This is a genomic window from Streptococcus sp. FDAARGOS_520 (assembly GCF_003812685.1).
In the GTDB taxonomy this organism is placed as follows: Bacteria; Bacillota; Bacilli; order Lactobacillales; family Streptococcaceae; genus Streptococcus; species Streptococcus agalactiae.
In genome coordinates, this window is record NZ_CP033810.1 from 1,047,369 (window position 1) to 1,062,500 (window position 15,132).

General features: G+C 41.0%; 22 protein-coding genes, 1 tRNA gene and 2 rRNA genes (1 of these 25 cut by a window edge). All 25 read left to right on the plus strand.

Annotation, left to right across the window (positions count from 1 at the left end; translation table 11 throughout):
• Position 1 precedes the first annotated feature (1 nt).
• Positions 2-655: a 30S ribosomal protein S3 gene (gene rpsC, locus EGX96_RS05455; RefSeq protein WP_000529929.1), complete on the plus strand. Its 654-nt coding sequence runs from the start codon at positions 2-4 to the stop codon at positions 653-655.
• A 3-nt stretch (positions 656-658) separates the two neighbouring features.
• On the plus strand, positions 659-1,072 hold the full coding sequence (gene rplP / locus EGX96_RS05460) for a 50S ribosomal protein L16 (RefSeq protein ID WP_000960950.1): 414 nt from the start codon (positions 659-661) through the stop codon (positions 1,070-1,072).
• Between the two features lie 9 nt (positions 1,073-1,081).
• Positions 1,082-1,288 carry a 50S ribosomal protein L29 gene (rpmC, locus tag EGX96_RS05465; RefSeq protein ID WP_000775731.1) on the plus strand — a complete coding sequence of 69 codons (207 nt, stop codon included), beginning with the start codon at positions 1,082-1,084 and terminating at the stop codon, positions 1,286-1,288.
• A 25-nt stretch (positions 1,289-1,313) separates the two neighbouring features.
• Complete coding sequence (rpsQ, locus tag EGX96_RS05470) at positions 1,314-1,574, plus strand: 30S ribosomal protein S17 (protein ID WP_000440811.1); 261 nt, start codon at positions 1,314-1,316, stop codon at positions 1,572-1,574.
• 24 nt (positions 1,575-1,598) lie between these two features.
• Positions 1,599-1,967, plus strand: a complete 369-nt coding sequence (rplN, locus tag EGX96_RS05475) for a 50S ribosomal protein L14 (protein WP_000615920.1) — start codon at positions 1,599-1,601, stop codon at positions 1,965-1,967.
• Between the two features lie 79 nt (positions 1,968-2,046).
• Complete coding sequence (rplX, locus tag EGX96_RS05480) at positions 2,047-2,352, plus strand: 50S ribosomal protein L24 (RefSeq protein WP_000497687.1); 306 nt, start codon at positions 2,047-2,049, stop codon at positions 2,350-2,352.
• Positions 2,353-2,375: 23 nt separating this feature from the next.
• The gene (gene rplE, locus EGX96_RS05485; RefSeq protein WP_000013545.1) at positions 2,376-2,918 is read left to right on the plus strand and encodes a 50S ribosomal protein L5; all 543 of its coding nucleotides are present in this window, start codon (positions 2,376-2,378) and stop codon (positions 2,916-2,918) included.
• A gap of 17 nt (positions 2,919-2,935) precedes the next feature.
• Positions 2,936-3,121, plus strand: coding sequence for a type Z 30S ribosomal protein S14 (locus EGX96_RS05490; RefSeq protein WP_001085698.1), 186 nt, complete (start codon positions 2,936-2,938; stop codon positions 3,119-3,121).
• 154 nt (positions 3,122-3,275) lie between these two features.
• Positions 3,276-3,674: a 30S ribosomal protein S8 gene (gene rpsH / locus EGX96_RS05495; protein ID WP_000245500.1), complete on the plus strand. Its 399-nt coding sequence runs from the start codon at positions 3,276-3,278 to the stop codon at positions 3,672-3,674.
• 109 nt (positions 3,675-3,783) lie between these two features.
• Positions 3,784-4,320, plus strand: coding sequence for a 50S ribosomal protein L6 (gene rplF, locus EGX96_RS05500; protein ID WP_000086621.1), 537 nt, complete (start codon positions 3,784-3,786; stop codon positions 4,318-4,320).
• Between the two features lie 100 nt (positions 4,321-4,420).
• Positions 4,421-4,777: a 50S ribosomal protein L18 gene (gene rplR, locus EGX96_RS05505; protein WP_001865622.1), complete on the plus strand. Its 357-nt coding sequence runs from the start codon at positions 4,421-4,423 to the stop codon at positions 4,775-4,777.
• An 18-nt stretch (positions 4,778-4,795) separates the two neighbouring features.
• Positions 4,796-5,290, plus strand: a complete 495-nt coding sequence (rpsE, locus tag EGX96_RS05510; protein ID WP_000874200.1) for a 30S ribosomal protein S5 — start codon at positions 4,796-4,798, stop codon at positions 5,288-5,290.
• A gap of 14 nt (positions 5,291-5,304) precedes the next feature.
• Positions 5,305-5,484: a 50S ribosomal protein L30 gene (rpmD, locus tag EGX96_RS05515; protein WP_000057245.1), complete on the plus strand. Its 180-nt coding sequence runs from the start codon at positions 5,305-5,307 to the stop codon at positions 5,482-5,484.
• Positions 5,485-5,608: 124 nt separating this feature from the next.
• Complete coding sequence (gene rplO, locus EGX96_RS05520; RefSeq protein WP_000766093.1) at positions 5,609-6,049, plus strand: 50S ribosomal protein L15; 441 nt, start codon at positions 5,609-5,611, stop codon at positions 6,047-6,049.
• Between the two features lie 20 nt (positions 6,050-6,069).
• Positions 6,070-7,374: a preprotein translocase subunit SecY gene (gene secY, locus EGX96_RS05525; protein WP_000478891.1), complete on the plus strand. Its 1,305-nt coding sequence runs from the start codon at positions 6,070-6,072 to the stop codon at positions 7,372-7,374.
• A 94-nt stretch (positions 7,375-7,468) separates the two neighbouring features.
• Positions 7,469-8,107, plus strand: coding sequence for an adenylate kinase (locus EGX96_RS05530; RefSeq protein WP_001050420.1), 639 nt, complete (start codon positions 7,469-7,471; stop codon positions 8,105-8,107).
• 115 nt (positions 8,108-8,222) lie between these two features.
• Positions 8,223-8,441, plus strand: coding sequence for a translation initiation factor IF-1 (gene infA / locus EGX96_RS05535; RefSeq protein ID WP_001040189.1), 219 nt, complete (start codon positions 8,223-8,225; stop codon positions 8,439-8,441).
• Between the two features lie 25 nt (positions 8,442-8,466).
• Complete coding sequence (rpmJ, locus tag EGX96_RS05540) at positions 8,467-8,583, plus strand: 50S ribosomal protein L36 (protein ID WP_000868345.1); 117 nt, start codon at positions 8,467-8,469, stop codon at positions 8,581-8,583.
• 17 nt (positions 8,584-8,600) lie between these two features.
• Positions 8,601-8,966: a 30S ribosomal protein S13 gene (rpsM, locus tag EGX96_RS05545; RefSeq protein WP_000090785.1), complete on the plus strand. Its 366-nt coding sequence runs from the start codon at positions 8,601-8,603 to the stop codon at positions 8,964-8,966.
• 17 nt (positions 8,967-8,983) lie between these two features.
• Positions 8,984-9,367, plus strand: coding sequence for a 30S ribosomal protein S11 (gene rpsK, locus EGX96_RS05550; RefSeq protein ID WP_001118387.1), 384 nt, complete (start codon positions 8,984-8,986; stop codon positions 9,365-9,367).
• A gap of 49 nt (positions 9,368-9,416) precedes the next feature.
• Positions 9,417-10,355, plus strand: coding sequence for a DNA-directed RNA polymerase subunit alpha (locus tag EGX96_RS05555; protein ID WP_000568977.1), 939 nt, complete (start codon positions 9,417-9,419; stop codon positions 10,353-10,355).
• Positions 10,356-10,369: 14 nt separating this feature from the next.
• Positions 10,370-10,756, plus strand: a complete 387-nt coding sequence (rplQ, locus tag EGX96_RS05560; protein WP_000331497.1) for a 50S ribosomal protein L17 — start codon at positions 10,370-10,372, stop codon at positions 10,754-10,756.
• Positions 10,757-11,344: 588 nt separating this feature from the next.
• A 16S ribosomal RNA gene (locus tag EGX96_RS05565) occupies positions 11,345-12,893 on the plus strand.
• A 54-nt stretch (positions 12,894-12,947) separates the two neighbouring features.
• Positions 12,948-13,020: transfer RNA gene (locus tag EGX96_RS05570), tRNA-Ala, on the plus strand.
• Between the two features lie 154 nt (positions 13,021-13,174).
• Positions 13,175-15,132, plus strand: a 23S ribosomal RNA gene (locus tag EGX96_RS05575) (it continues 944 nt past the right edge of the window).
• Together the 16S and 23S rRNA genes with 1 tRNA gene alongside form the textbook arrangement of a ribosomal RNA operon.

Here is a 15,132-nt window from a genome sequence, read left to right on the forward strand (position 1 = left end):
CGTGGGTCAAAAAGTACATCCAATTGGTATGCGTGTCGGAATCATCCGTGACTGGGATGCGAAATGGTATGCTGAAAAAGAATACGCGGATTACCTTCATGAAGATCTTGCAATCCGTAAATTCATTAATAAAGAATTAGCTGACGCATCAGTTTCAACTATTGAAATTGAACGTGCAGTAAACAAAGTTATTGTTTCACTTCACACTGCTAAACCAGGTATGGTTATCGGTAAAGGTGGAGCAAACGTTGACGCTCTTCGTGGTCAACTTAACAAATTAACTGGAAAACAAGTACACATCAACATCATTGAAATCAAACAACCTGATTTAGATGCTCACCTTGTTGGTGAAAATATTGCTCGTCAATTAGAGCAACGTGTTGCTTTCCGTCGTGCTCAAAAACAAGCAATCCAACGTACAATGCGTGCAGGAGCTAAAGGTATTAAAACTCAAGTTTCTGGTCGTTTGAACGGTGCTGATATCGCTCGTGCTGAAGGTTATTCAGAAGGAACTGTTCCGCTTCACACGCTTCGTGCTGATATCGACTATGCTTGGGAAGAAGCTGACACAACTTATGGTAAACTTGGCGTTAAAGTTTGGATTTACCGTGGAGAAGTTCTTCCAGCTCGTAAAAACACTAAAGGAGGCAAATAACAAATGTTAGTACCTAAACGTGTTAAACACCGTCGCGAATTCCGTGGAAAAATGCGCGGTGAGGCTAAAGGTGGTAAAGAAGTTTCATTCGGTGAATACGGACTTCAAGCTACAACTAGCCACTGGATTACAAACCGTCAAATCGAAGCTGCCCGTATTGCGATGACTCGTTACATGAAACGTGGTGGTAAAGTTTGGATTAAAATCTTCCCACACAAATCATACACTGCAAAAGCTATCGGTGTACGTATGGGTTCTGGTAAAGGGGCACCTGAAGGTTGGGTAGCACCAGTTAAACGTGGTAAAGTGATGTTTGAAATTGCTGGTGTTTCTGAAGAAGTTGCACGTGAAGCATTACGTCTTGCTAGCCACAAATTACCAGTTAAATGCAAATTCGTAAAACGTGAAGCAGAATAAGGAGAAGACATGAAACTTCAAGAAATTAAAGATTTTGTTAAAGAGCTTCGTGGATTGTCTCAAGAAGAACTTGCTAAGAAAGAAAACGAACTCAAAAAAGAATTGTTTGATCTTCGTTTCCAAGCTGCAGCAGGTCAACTTGAAAAGACTGCTCGCCTTGACGAAGTTAAGAAACAAATTGCACGTGTTAAAACTGTGCAATCAGAAATGAAATAATAGATTGGGAAAGGAGAAATTCTAAATGGAACGTAATCAACGTAAAACTCTTTACGGACGCGTAGTGTCTGACAAGATGGACAAAACAATCACAGTTGTAGTTGAAACTAAACGTAACCACCCAGTCTATGGTAAACGTATCAACTATTCTAAAAAATATAAAGCACATGATGAAAACAACGTTGCTAAAGAAGGCGATATCGTTCGTATCATGGAAACTCGCCCACTTTCAGCTACAAAACGTTTCCGTCTTGTGGAAGTAGTGGAAAAAGCTGTTATTATCTAATCAAACTAAAAGGAGAAAATTGAAATGATTCAACAAGAAACTCGCTTGAAAGTTGCTGATAATAGCGGTGCTCGTGAGATCTTGACTATCAAAGTACTTGGTGGTTCAGGACGTAAATTCGCTAACATCGGTGACGTAATCGTTGCTTCTGTAAAACAAGCTACTCCTGGTGGAGCAGTTAAAAAAGGTGATGTGGTTAAAGCTGTTATCGTTCGTACAAAAACTGGTGCACGCCGCCCAGACGGTTCATACATCAAATTTGACGACAATGCTGCTGTAATCATCCGTGACGATAAAACTCCTCGCGGAACTCGTATCTTTGGCCCAGTTGCACGTGAATTGCGTGAAGGTGGCTACATGAAGATCGTTTCATTGGCACCAGAAGTACTTTAATCTCAGATTAACAAACGTAGTCCCCTAGGATTTCCTAGGGTGCCTTTCGAGGCGTAAGAAAAATAGGAGAAAAACTCAAATGTTTGTAAAAAAAGGCGACAAAGTTCGCGTTATTGCTGGTAAGGACAAAGGCACTGAAGCTGTAGTTCTTAAAGCTCTTCCAAAAGTAAACAAAGTTGTTGTTGAAGGCGTAGCCCTCATCAAGAAACATCAAAAACCAAATAACGAAAACCCTCAAGGCGCTATCGTTGAAAAAGAAGCTCCAATCCATGTGTCAAACGTTCAAGTTCTTGATAAAAATGGTGTAGCAGGACGTGTTGGTTACAAAGTTGTTGACGGCAAAAAAGTTCGTTACAACAAAAAATCAGGCGAAGTGCTTGATTAATCACGAAGGAAAGGAGAAGCATAATGGCAAATCGCTTAAAAGAAAAATATACTAATGAAGTTGTTCCTGCGTTGACAGAAAAATTTAACTATTCATCTGTTATGGCTGTGCCAAAAGTTGAGAAAATCGTTCTTAACATGGGTGTTGGTGATGCTGTATCAAACGCTAAAAATCTTGAGAAAGCTGCTGCTGAGTTAGCACTTATTTCAGGTCAAAAACCACTTATTACTAAAGCTAAGAAATCAATCGCTGGCTTCCGTCTTCGTGAAGGTGTAGCGATCGGTGCAAAAGTTACCCTGCGCGGTGAACGTATGTACGAATTCTTGGATAAATTAGTTTCTGTTTCACTTCCACGTGTACGTGACTTCCATGGTGTTCCAACGAAATCATTTGATGGACGTGGAAACTACACTCTTGGAGTTAAAGAACAATTGATCTTCCCAGAAATCAACTTTGATGACGTTGATAAAGTACGTGGTCTTGATATCGTTATCGTTACTACTGCTAACACTGATGAAGAGTCACGTGAATTGCTAAAAGGCCTTGGAATGCCTTTTGCAAAGTAATCTAGGAGGTAAATAAATTGGCTAAAAAATCTATGATTGCTAAGAACAAACGCCCAGCGAAGTTCTCTACGCAAGCTTACACTCGTTGTGAAAAATGCGGACGTCCACACTCAGTTTACCGCAAATTCCAACTTTGCCGTGTTTGCTTCCGTGACTTGGCTTATAAAGGTCAAGTACCAGGCGTAACTAAAGCATCTTGGTAATAAATTAATGATGCTTTGTGTTTAAAAGGTGTCGTTGATAATGGCACTGATTTTTAAACGCAAATATACTAAGACCTAGTCTTACAACGTCCGTAAGGACTCATTAATTAGCAAGTGATTCAATTCAAACTGCTAATAAGAGGAGAATTAAAAAATGGTTATGACTGACCCAATTGCAGACTTTTTAACTCGTATTCGTAATGCTAACCAAGCAAAACATGAAGTGTTAGAAGTACCTGCATCAAACATTAAAAAAGGGATTGCTGATATCCTTAAACGTGAAGGTTTTGTAAAAAACGTTGAAGTTATTGAAGATGACAAACAAGGCATCATCCGTGTGTTCCTTAAATATGGACAAAATGGTGAACGTGTTATCACTAACTTGAAACGTATTTCAAAACCAGGTCTTCGTGTTTATACTAAACATGAAGATATGCCTAAAGTTCTTAACGGACTTGGTATTGCAATTGTATCAACTTCTGAAGGTCTTTTGACTGACAAAGAAGCTCGCCAAAAAAATATTGGTGGAGAAGTACTTGCATATATTTGGTAAAATTTTACCTAAAATGCTCATTGAGTCACAGTATAATCCTGTGTTCTCATGAGTCCCCGTGAAAACTAGTTGCTCAAGCAGCTTGACAATTTAACAGGAGAAAATAAACATGTCACGTATTGGTAATAAAGTAATTACATTGCCTGCAGGTGTTGAAATCATTAACAAGGATAATGTTGTTACTGTAAAAGGACCTAAAGGCCAACTCACTCGTGAGTTTAATAAAAATATTGGAATCACTGTTGAAGGGACTGAAGTAACAGTTACTCGTCCTAACGACTCAAAAGAAATGAAAACAATTCATGGTACAACTCGTGCGAACTTGAACAACATGGTTGTTGGTGTTTCTGAAGGTTTCAAAAAAGCTCTTGAAATGCGCGGTGTTGGTTACCGTGCACAACTTCAAGGATCAAAACTTGTTCTTTCTGTTGGTAAGTCTCACCAAGACGAAGTTGAAGCTCCAGAAGGTGTTACTTTTGAAGTGCCAACTCCAACAACAATCAACGTAATCGGTATCAACAAAGAAAGCGTTGGACAAACTGCTGCTTACGTTCGTAGCTTACGTTCACCAGAACCATATAAAGGTAAAGGTATTCGTTACGTTGGTGAATTCGTACGCCGTAAAGAAGGTAAAACAGGTAAATAATAGGATTGATAGATTTTGTAGAATCTTTTCTGCAAATTCTCTATCTTTTCATTTTAATATTGTCATTTTGACATAACAATATATTTAAGAGGTGAAAATTGTGATTTCGAAACCAGATAAAAATAAAATCCGCCAAAAACGCCACCGTCGTGTTCGCGGTAAACTCTCTGGAACTGCTGATCGCCCACGTTTGAACATTTTCCGTTCTAATACAGGCATCTACGCTCAAGTAATTGATGACGTAGCGGGTGTAACGCTCGCAAGTGCATCAACTCTTGATAAAGAAGTTTCTAACGGAACAAAAACAGAACAAGCCGTTGTTGTCGGTAAACTTGTTGCTGAACGCGCAGTAGCTAAAGGTATTTCTGAAGTGGTGTTTGACCGCGGTGGATATCTCTATCACGGACGTGTAAAAGCTTTGGCTGACTCAGCTCGTGAAAACGGATTGAAATTCTAATAGGGAGGACACTTAATAATGGCATTTAAAGATAATGCAGTAGAACTTGAAGAGCGCGTTGTTGCGATTAACCGCGTTACAAAAGTTGTTAAAGGTGGACGTCGTCTACGTTTTGCAGCTCTTGTAGTTGTTGGTGACCGTAATGGTCGTGTTGGTTTTGGTACAGGTAAAGCTCAAGAAGTACCAGAAGCTATTCGCAAAGCTGTTGAAGCTGCTAAGAAAAACATGGTTGAAGTTCCTATGGTCGGTACAACAATTCCTCACGAAGTTCGTTCAGAATTTGGTGGAGCGAAAGTATTGTTGAAACCAGCTGTTGAGGGTGCTGGGGTTGCCGCTGGGGGTGCTGTTCGTGCCGTCATCGAATTAGCAGGTGTTGCAGATATTACATCTAAATCACTTGGTTCAAACACTCCAATCAACATTGTTCGCGCAACTGTTGAGGGCTTGAAACAATTAAAACGTGCAGAAGAAGTTGCTGCTTTACGTGGCATTTCTGTTTCTGACTTAGCATAAGAAAGGGGATTATAATGGCTCAAATTAAAATTACTTTGACTAAGTCTCCAATCGGTCGCAAACCAGAACAACGTAAAACAGTTGTTGCCCTTGGACTTGGTAAATTAAACTCTTCAGTTGTTAAGGAAGATAATGCTGCCATCCGTGGTATGGTTAACGCTATCTCTCACTTAGTAACTGTTGAAGAAGCTTAATTAAATGCTAAATCGCACTGATTGTTATTGGTGCGATTTAAACAAATCGTATAGGCGAGTCTTTGCGGGGAGTACCTTTTCCCTCGTAAAGGCGTTAGCATTTTACAAATAAGGAGAAAAAATAATGAAACTTCATGAATTAAAACCTGCAGAAGGATCACGTAAAGTCCGCAATCGTGTGGGTCGCGGTACATCTTCAGGTAATGGTAAAACTTCTGGACGTGGTCAAAAAGGACAAAAAGCGCGTAGTGGTGGTGGAGTACGCCTTGGTTTTGAAGGTGGACAAACTCCATTGTTCCGTCGTATGCCAAAACGTGGGTTCTCAAACATCAATGCAAAAGAATATGCTCTTGTGAACCTTGACCAATTAAATGTCTTTGAAGATGGTACTGAAGTAACTCCAGTTGTTCTTAAAGAAGCTGGAATCGTGCGTGCTGAAAAATCAGGCGTTAAAATTCTTGGTAATGGTGAATTAACTAAGAAATTGTCTGTTAAAGCAGCTAAATTTTCTAAATCTGCTGAAGCAGCTATCACTGCTAAAGGTGGTTCAATCGAAGTCATCTAATTAATGAGAGGTAACTCATTATGTTTTTAAAATTACTTAGAGATGCACTCAAAGTAAAGATGGTAAGAAATAAAATTTTATTTACTATCTTTATCCTTCTTGTATTTCGTATCGGAACGCATATCACAGTACCGGGCATCAATGTTAAGAGTTTAGAACAAATGGGTGAACTTCCATTTCTAAATATGCTTAACTTAGTTAGTGGTAATGCAATGAGAAACTTTTCGGTATTCTCTATGGGAGTTAGCCCTTACATTACTGCGTCTATTGTTGTTCAGTTACTTCAAATGGATATTCTTCCGAAGTTTGTTGAATGGGGAAAACAAGGAGAGGTAGGTCGTCGTAAGCTTAACCAAGCTACACGTTATATTTCTTTGTTCCTTGCATTCGTACAATCAATTGGTATTACTGCTGGTTTTAACACTCTATCAAGTGTTGCTTTAGTTAAAACTCCGAATGTACAAACATATTTGCTTATTGGTGCAATCCTTACAACAGGTAGTATGGTGGTTACTTGGCTAGGTGAACAAATTACTGATAAGGGATTCGGAAATGGAGTGTCTATGATTATCTTTGCGGGTATCATTTCTTCCATTCCAAGTGCAATTACAACTATCTACGAAGATTTCTTTGTAAATGTACGCTCTTCAGCAATTACAAATTCTTACATCTTTGTCGGGATCCTTATCGTAGCAGTATTAGCAATTGTATTTTTTACAACATTTATTCAACAAGCTGAATACAAAATTCCAATCCAATATACAAAACTTGTTCAAGGAGCTCCTACAAGTTCATATCTTCCTCTAAAAGTAAATCCAGCTGGTGTTATTCCCGTTATCTTTGCTAGCTCGATTACAACAATTCCAAGTACGATTATTCCTTTCTTTCAAAATGGCAAAGAAATTCCTTGGCTTACTAAACTCCAAGAATTACTTAATTATCAAACCCCAGTCGGTATGATTATCTATGCTATCTTGATTATTCTGTTCTCTTTCTTCTATACTTTTGTACAAGTAAACCCTGAAAAGACAGCAGAGAATCTTCAAAAAAATTCGTCCTACATTCCAAGTATTCGACCAGGACGAGAAACAGAAGAATATATGTCATCGCTATTGAAAAAATTAGCAACAATTGGTTCAGTATTTCTAGCATTTATTTCCTTGTTACCAATTATTGCTCAACAAGCGTTGCATTTGTCATCAAGTATTGCGTTAGGTGGGACAAGCTTACTCATTTTGATTGCAACGGGTATTGAAGGTATGAAACAACTCGAGGGCTATCTTTTGAAGAGACGCTATGTTGGATTCATGAATACAACAGAATAGAATATAGGTTGACTCTGTCAACCTTCTATTTTGTTTTTTAATAAGTCCGACATGCTGTGTTGGATTTATTTAAAAACAAAATAAGGAGACTATAATGAATCTTTTAATTATGGGTTTGCCTGGTGCTGGTAAAGGTACTCAAGCAGCTAAGATCGTTGAAGAATTTGGTGTTGCTCACATCTCAACAGGGGATATGTTCCGCGCCGCAATGGCTAATCAAACCGAAATGGGACGTTTAGCTAAAAGTTATATTGATAAAGGTGAATTGGTTCCTGATGAAGTAACAAACGGGATTGTAAAAGAGCGCTTAGCTGAGGATGATATCGCAGAAAAAGGTTTTTTACTTGATGGATATCCACGTACTATTGAACAAGCACACGCCTTAGATGCTACGCTTGAAGAACTAGGACTACGCTTAGATGGTGTTATTAATATTAAAGTGGATCCATCATGTCTTATAGAGCGTTTGAGTGGTCGTATTATCAATCGTAAAACTGGTGAAACTTTCCACAAAGTGTTCAACCCACCAGTAGATTATAAAGAAGAAGATTACTATCAACGTGAAGATGATAAGCCTGAAACTGTCAAACGTCGCTTGGACGTTAATATTGCTCAAGGAGAACCTATTCTTGAACACTATCGTAAGCTTGGTCTTGTTACAGATATTGAAGGTAATCAAGAAATAACAGAAGTTTTTGCAGATGTTGAAAAAGCGTTGCTAGAACTCAAATAAATTATGCTAATCTACTTGCATAAGTAGATTAGTAATGATATACTAAGTTAGTCTGACTTATAATTGTTACCTCTTTATAGAGGACATCAAATCGAAATTTAGGGGGTACTTTTGCGTGGCAAAAGAAGATGTGATTGAAATTGAAGGTAAAGTTGTTGAAACTATGCCTAACGCAATGTTTACTGTTGAGTTGGAAAATGGACACCAAATTTTGGCAACTGTATCAGGAAAAATCCGTAAAAACTACATCCGTATTTTGGTAGGTGATCGTGTTACTGTTGAAATGAGCCCATACGATTTAACACGTGGACGCATCACATACCGCTTTAAATAGTCGAAATAATTGGAGGGATTAAAACATGAAGGTAAGACCATCGGTTAAACCAATTTGCGAATACTGTAAAGTTATTCGTCGTAACGGTCGTGTTATGGTAATTTGTCCGACAAACCCAAAACACAAACAACGTCAAGGATAATATAGAAAGGAGATAAAATGGCTCGTATTGCTGGAGTTGATATTCCAAATGACAAACGTGTAGTAATTTCACTTACTTATGTATACGGAATTGGTCTTTCTACATCTAAAAAAATCTTAGCAGCTGCAGGTATTTCTGAAGATATCCGCGTTAAAGATTTGACACCAGATCAAGAGGACGCTATCCGTCGTGAAGTTGATGCAATCAAAGTTGAAGGTGACCTACGTCGTGAGGTAAACTTGAATATTAAACGTTTGATGGAAATCGGTTCATACCGTGGAATCCGTCACCGTCGTGGACTTCCTGTCCGTGGACAAAATACTAAAAATAACGCTCGCACTCGTAAAGGTAAAGCTGTTGCGATTGCAGGTAAGAAAAAATAAAATAGGAGGTAAAACAATTGGCTAAACCAACACGCAAACGTCGTGTGAAAAAGAACATCGAATCTGGTGTTGCTCATATTCACGCTACATTCAATAACACTATTGTTATGATTACAGATGTGCATGGTAACGCTCTTGCATGGTCATCAGCTGGTGCTCTTGGATTTAAAGGTTCTCGTAAATCTACTCCATTTGCTGCTCAAATGGCTGCTGAAGCTGCTGCTAAATCTGCACAAGAACACGGTCTTAAAACTGTTGAAGTTACTGTAAAAGGTCCTGGTTCAGGTCGTGAATCTGCTATCCGTGCCCTTGCTGCAGCTGGTCTTGAAGTAACTGCAATTCGTGATGTGACTCCTGTACCACATAATGGTGCTCGTCCTCCAAAACGTCGTCGTGTATAATCATAGCATTTTATAGTACACAACTTTTCGTTTAAGAGGGAGTAACTAAATGATTGAGTTTGAAAAACCAATAATAACAAAAATTGATGAAAATAAAGATTACGGCAGATTTGTCATCGAACCACTAGAACGTGGCTACGGTACAACTCTAGGAAACTCTCTTCGTCGTGTGCTTCTGTCTTCACTTCCAGGTGCAGCAGTCACATCAATCAAAATTGATGGAGTATTACACGAATTTGATACTATCCCAGGTGTACGTGAAGATGTGATGCAAATCATCCTTAATGTAAAAGGACTTGCTGTGAAATCTTACGTCGAAGACGAAAAGATTATCGAACTAGACGTTGAAGGTCCTGCAGAAATTACTGCCGGAGATATTTTAACAGATAGTGATATCGAAATTGTAAACCCTGACCATTATCTTTTCACAATTGCTGAAGGTCACAGTTTGAAAGCAACAATGACAGTTGCTAAAAACCGAGGTTATGTTCCAGCAGAAGGAAATAAAAAAGATGATGCACCAGTGGGAACATTGGCTGTAGATTCAATCTATACACCAGTGAAAAAAGTTAATTATCAAGTTGAACCTGCTCGTGTAGGTAGTAACGATGGCTTTGATAAATTAACTATTGAAATCATGACAAATGGCACAATCATTCCTGAGGATGCTCTTGGTCTTTCAGCTCGCGTCTTAATTGAACACTTAAACTTGTTTACTGATTTAACAGAGGTTGCTAAAGCAACTGAAGTAATGAAGGAAACAGAGAAAGTGAACGATGAGAAAGTGCTTGACCGGACAATTGAGGAACTTGATTTGTCAGTGCGCTCATATAACTGTTTAAAACGTGCTGGAATTAATACAGTATTTGATTTAACAGAAAAAACTGAGCCTGAAATGATGAAAGTCCGAAACTTAGGACGTAAGAGTCTTGAAGAAGTTAAAATCAAACTTGCCGATCTAGGTCTTGGATTAAAAAACGATAAATAAAATAGGAGGACATAATGGCTTACCGTAAACTAGGACGCACTAGCTCACAACGTAAGGCAATGCTTCGTGATTTGACAACCGATCTTCTTATCAACGAATCAATTGTAACTACTGAAGCACGTGCTAAAGAAATCCGTAAAACAGTTGAAAAAATGATTACTCTAGGTAAACGTGGTGATTTACATGCTCGTCGTCAAGCTGCTGCTTATGTACGTAATGAAATTGCATCAGAAAACTATGATGAAGCTTCTGATAAATATACATCAACAACAGCTCTTCAAAAACTTTTTGACGACATCGCACCTCGTTATGCTGAACGTAACGGAGGATACACTCGTATTCTTAAAACAGAACCACGCCGTGGCGATGCTGCCCCAATGGCAATTATTGAATTAGTATAATTTTTATCAATTTTGTTGAGTGTTATGATGATGGAATCAATCGATTCTTAGTCTAGCTCTGGTCTACCGCTGAGAATTATTCTCAGCGGGAACACTCATCATATATTGTTAAATAGGTAACGCTTGTTTACGAAATGCAAACAATTTTGTTTATATTTCGTAAGCAGGCGTTTTATGCATTATTATATTTATTGGATATTTTCGATGAGCAAAGAATTTAATCGCTAGACTACATTTCTCAATAGTGGTTATATAATTTCTCTTAATTGAATATAGAGGAATAGTTATGTCTATACTAAATTTATAAAATACAAAAATAGTATTGACAGGAAGTAGAAATATTTAGTATAATGAATAAGTTGTCTCGAGAGAGCAGCTTCTAGTAACGCGTAGTTAACAACTTAAAAAAAAGTAGTTGACAAAGCAGAATAAGTTTGCTAGAATATAGAAGTTGTCTCAAGAGAGGCAAAGACCTTTGAAAACTGAACAAGACGAACGAATGTGCAGGGTGGATTTACATTGTAAATCCGTCAATGACAAAAAAACAATAAATCTGTCAGCGAGACAGAAAAGAGCAAAGCTCAAACTTTTAATGAGAGTTTGATCCTGGCTCAGGACGAACGCTGGCGGCGTGCCTAATACATGCAAGTAGAACGCTGAGGTTTGGTGTTTACACTAGACTGATGAGTTGCGAACGGGTGAGTAACGCGTAGGTAACCTGCCTCATAGCGGGGGATAACTATTGGAAACGATAGCTAATACCGCATAAGAGTAATTAACACATGTTAGTTATTTAAAAGGAGCAATTGCTTCACTGTGAGATGGACCTGCGTTGTATTAGCTAGTTGGTGAGGTAAAGGCTCACCAAGGCGACGATACATAGCCGACCTGAGAGGGTGATCGGCCACACTGGGACTGAGACACGGCCCAGACTCCTACGGGAGGCAGCAGTAGGGAATCTTCGGCAATGGACGGAAGTCTGACCGAGCAACGCCGCGTGAGTGAAGAAGGTTTTCGGATCGTAAAGCTCTGTTGTTAGAGAAGAACGTTGGTAGGAGTGGAAAATCTACCAAGTGACGGTAACTAACCAGAAAGGGACGGCTAACTACGTGCCAGCAGCCGCGGTAATACGTAGGTCCCGAGCGTTGTCCGGATTTATTGGGCGTAAAGCGAGCGCAGGCGGTTCTTTAAGTCTGAAGTTAAAGGCAGTGGCTTAACCATTGTACGCTTTGGAAACTGGAGGACTTGAGTGCAGAAGGGGAGAGTGGAATTCCATGTGTAGCGGTGAAATGCGTAGATATATGGAGGAACACCGGTGGCGAAAGCGGCTCTCTGGTCTGTAACTGACGCTGAGGCTCGAAAGCGTGGGGAGCAAACAGGATTAGATACCCTGGTAGTCCACGCCGTAAACGATGAGTGCTAGGTGTTAGGCCCTTTCCGGGGCTTAGTGCCGCAGCTAACGCATTAAGCACTCCGCCTGGGGAGTACGACCGCAAGGTTGAAACTCAAAGGAATTGACGGGGGCCCGCACAAGCGGTGGAGCATGTGGTTTAATTCGAAGCAACGCGAAGAACCTTACCAGGTCTTGACATCCTTCTGACCGGCCTAGAGATAGGCTTTCTCTTCGGAGCAGAAGTGACAGGTGGTGCATGGTTGTCGTCAGCTCGTGTCGTGAGATGTTGGGTTAAGTCCCGCAACGAGCGCAACCCCTATTGTTAGTTGCCATCATTAAGTTGGGCACTCTAGCGAGACTGCCGGTAATAAACCGGAGGAAGGTGGGGATGACGTCAAATCATCATGCCCCTTATGACCTGGGCTACACACGTGCTACAATGGTTGGTACAACGAGTCGCAAGCCGGTGACGGCAAGCTAATCTCTTAAAGCCAATCTCAGTTCGGATTGTAGGCTGCAACTCGCCTACATGAAGTCGGAATCGCTAGTAATCGCGGATCAGCACGCCGCGGTGAATACGTTCCCGGGCCTTGTACACACCGCCCGTCACACCACGAGAGTTTGTAACACCCGAAGTCGGTGAGGTAACCTTTTAGGAGCCAGCCGCCTAAGGTGGGATAGATGATTGGGGTGAAGTCGTAACAAGGTAGCCGTATCGGAAGGTGCGGCTGGATCACCTCCTTTCTAAGGATAAGGAAACCTGCCATTTGCGTCTTGTTTAGTTTTGAGAGGTCTTGTGGGGCCTTAGCTCAGCTGGGAGAGCGCCTGCTTTGCACGCAGGAGGTCAGCGGTTCGATCCCGCTAGGCTCCATTGAATCGAAAGGTTCAAATTGTTCATTGAAAATTGAATATCTATATCAAATTCCACGATCTAGAAATAGATTGTAGAAAGTAACAAGAAAATAAACCGAAAACGCTGTGAATATTTAATGAGTTTTCTAGTTTTAAAGAAACTAGGTTAATAAGGTTAAGTTAATAAGGGCGCACGGTGGATGCCTTGGCACTAGAAGCCGAAGAAGGACGTGACTAACGACGAAATGCTTTGGGGAGCTGTAAGTAAGCGCTGATCCAGAGATGTCCGAATGGGGGAACCCACTAGTTAATGACTAGTATCCATATCTGTTAAGGATATGAGAAGGAAGACGCAGTGAACTGAAACATCTAAGTAGCTGCAGGAAGAGAAAGCAAAAGCGATTGCCTTAGTAGCGGCGAGCGAAACGGCAGGAGGGCAAACCGAAGTGTTTACACTTCGGGGTTGTAGGACTGCGATATAGGATTAATCATTATAGAAGAATTACCTGGGAAGGTAAGCCAAAGAGAGTAACAGCCTCGTATTTAAAATGATAGATTAACCTTAGCAGTATCCTGAGTACGGCGAGACACGCGAAATTTCGTCGGAATCTGGGAGGACCATCTCCCAACCCTAAATACTCTCTAGTGACCGATAGTGAACCAGTACCGTGAGGGAAAGGTGAAAAGCACCCCGGGAGGGGAGTGAAATAGAACCTGAAACCGTGTGCCTACAACAAGTTCGAGCCCGTTAATGGGTGAGAGCGTGCCTTTTGTAGAATGAACCGGCGAGTTACGATATGATGCGAGGTTAAGTTGAAGAGACGGAGCCGTAGGGAAACCGAGTCTTAATAGGGCGTCATAGTATCATGTTGTAGACCCGAAACCATGTGACCTACCCATGAGCAGGTTGAAGGTGAGGTAAAACTCACTGGAGGACCGAACCAGGGCACGTTGAAAAGTGCTTGGATGACTTGTGGGTAGCGGAGAAATTCCAAACGAACTTGGAGATAGCTGGTTCTCTCCGAAATAGCTTTAGGGCTAGCGTCGATGTTAAGTCTCTTGGAGGTAGAGCACTGTTTGGGTGAGGGGTCCATCCCGGATTACCAATCTCAGATAAACTCCGAATGCCAACGAGATATAATCGGCAGTCAGACTGCGAGTGCTAAGATCCGTAGTCGAAAGGGAAACAGCCCAGACCACCAGCTAAGGTCCCAAAATATATGTTAAGTGGAAAAGGATGTGGGGTTGCACAGACAACTAGGATGTTAGCTTAGAAGCAGCTATTCATTCAAAGAGTGCGTAATAGCTCACTAGTCGAGTGACCCTGCGCCGAAAATGTACCGGGGCTAAAACATATTACCGAAGCTGTGGATGACACAAAAGTGTCATGGTAGGAGAGCGTTCTATGTGTGAAGAAGGTGTACCGTGAGGAGCGCTGGAACGCATAGAAGTGAGAATGCCGGTATGAGTAGCGCAAGACAGGTGAGAATCCTGTCCACCGTAAGACTAAGGTTTCCAGGGGAAGGCTCGTCCGCCCTGGGTTAGTCGGGACCTAAGGAGAGACCGAAAGGTGTATCCGATGGACAACAGGTTGATATTCCTGTACTAGAGTATATAGTGATGGAGGGACGCAGTAGGCTAACTAAACCAGACGATTGGAAGTGTCTGGTCAAACAGTGAGGTGTGATATGAGTCAAATGCTTATATCTTTAACATTGAGCTGTGACGAGGAGCGAAGTTTAGTAGCGAAGTTAGTGATGTCACACTGCCAAGAAAAGCTTCTAGCGATACATATACTCTACCCGTACCGCAAACCGACACAGGTAGTCGAGGCGAGTAGCCTCAGGTGAGCGAGAGAACTCTCGTTAAGGAACTCGGCAAAATGGCCCCGTAACTTCGGGAGAAGGGGCGCTGATTTTAGATCAGCCGCAGTGAATAGGCCCAAGCAACTGTTTATCAAAAACACAGCTCTCTGCTAAATCGTAAGATGATGTATAGGGGGTGACGCCTGCCCGGTGCTGGAAGGTTAAGAGGAGTGCTTAGCGTAAGCGAAGGTATGAATTGAAGCCCCAGTAAACGGCGGCCGTAACTATAACGGTCCTAAGGTAGCGAAATTCCTTGTCGGGTAAGT

What these genes read in the sequence shown, in the direction of transcription:
- rplE (WP_000013545.1), top strand. Translation starts at nt 2,376, where the DNA reads ATGGCAAATCGCTTAAAAGAAAAATATACTAATGAAGTTGTTCCTGCG.
- rpmC (WP_000775731.1), top strand. Translation starts at nt 1,082, where the DNA reads ATGAAACTTCAAGAAATTAAAGATTTTGTTAAAGAGCTTCGTGGATTG.
- secY (WP_000478891.1), top strand. Translation starts at nt 6,070, where the DNA reads ATGTTTTTAAAATTACTTAGAGATGCACTCAAAGTAAAGATGGTAAGA.
- rpsH (WP_000245500.1), top strand. Translation starts at nt 3,276, where the DNA reads ATGGTTATGACTGACCCAATTGCAGACTTTTTAACTCGTATTCGTAAT.
- rpmJ (WP_000868345.1), top strand. Translation starts at nt 8,467, where the DNA reads ATGAAGGTAAGACCATCGGTTAAACCAATTTGCGAATACTGTAAAGTT.
- rplN (WP_000615920.1), top strand. Translation starts at nt 1,599, where the DNA reads ATGATTCAACAAGAAACTCGCTTGAAAGTTGCTGATAATAGCGGTGCT.
- rpsQ (WP_000440811.1), top strand. Translation starts at nt 1,314, where the DNA reads ATGGAACGTAATCAACGTAAAACTCTTTACGGACGCGTAGTGTCTGAC.
- rplQ (WP_000331497.1), top strand. Translation starts at nt 10,370, where the DNA reads ATGGCTTACCGTAAACTAGGACGCACTAGCTCACAACGTAAGGCAATG.
- rpsM (WP_000090785.1), top strand. Translation starts at nt 8,601, where the DNA reads ATGGCTCGTATTGCTGGAGTTGATATTCCAAATGACAAACGTGTAGTA.
- rplP (WP_000960950.1), top strand. Translation starts at nt 659, where the DNA reads ATGTTAGTACCTAAACGTGTTAAACACCGTCGCGAATTCCGTGGAAAA.
- EGX96_RS05530 (WP_001050420.1), top strand. Translation starts at nt 7,469, where the DNA reads ATGAATCTTTTAATTATGGGTTTGCCTGGTGCTGGTAAAGGTACTCAA.
- rplF (WP_000086621.1), top strand. Translation starts at nt 3,784, where the DNA reads ATGTCACGTATTGGTAATAAAGTAATTACATTGCCTGCAGGTGTTGAA.
- rpmD (WP_000057245.1), top strand. Translation starts at nt 5,305, where the DNA reads ATGGCTCAAATTAAAATTACTTTGACTAAGTCTCCAATCGGTCGCAAA.
- EGX96_RS05555 (WP_000568977.1), top strand. Translation starts at nt 9,417, where the DNA reads ATGATTGAGTTTGAAAAACCAATAATAACAAAAATTGATGAAAATAAA.
- rpsE (WP_000874200.1), top strand. Translation starts at nt 4,796, where the DNA reads ATGGCATTTAAAGATAATGCAGTAGAACTTGAAGAGCGCGTTGTTGCG.
- rplO (WP_000766093.1), top strand. Translation starts at nt 5,609, where the DNA reads ATGAAACTTCATGAATTAAAACCTGCAGAAGGATCACGTAAAGTCCGC.
- rplX (WP_000497687.1), top strand. Translation starts at nt 2,047, where the DNA reads ATGTTTGTAAAAAAAGGCGACAAAGTTCGCGTTATTGCTGGTAAGGAC.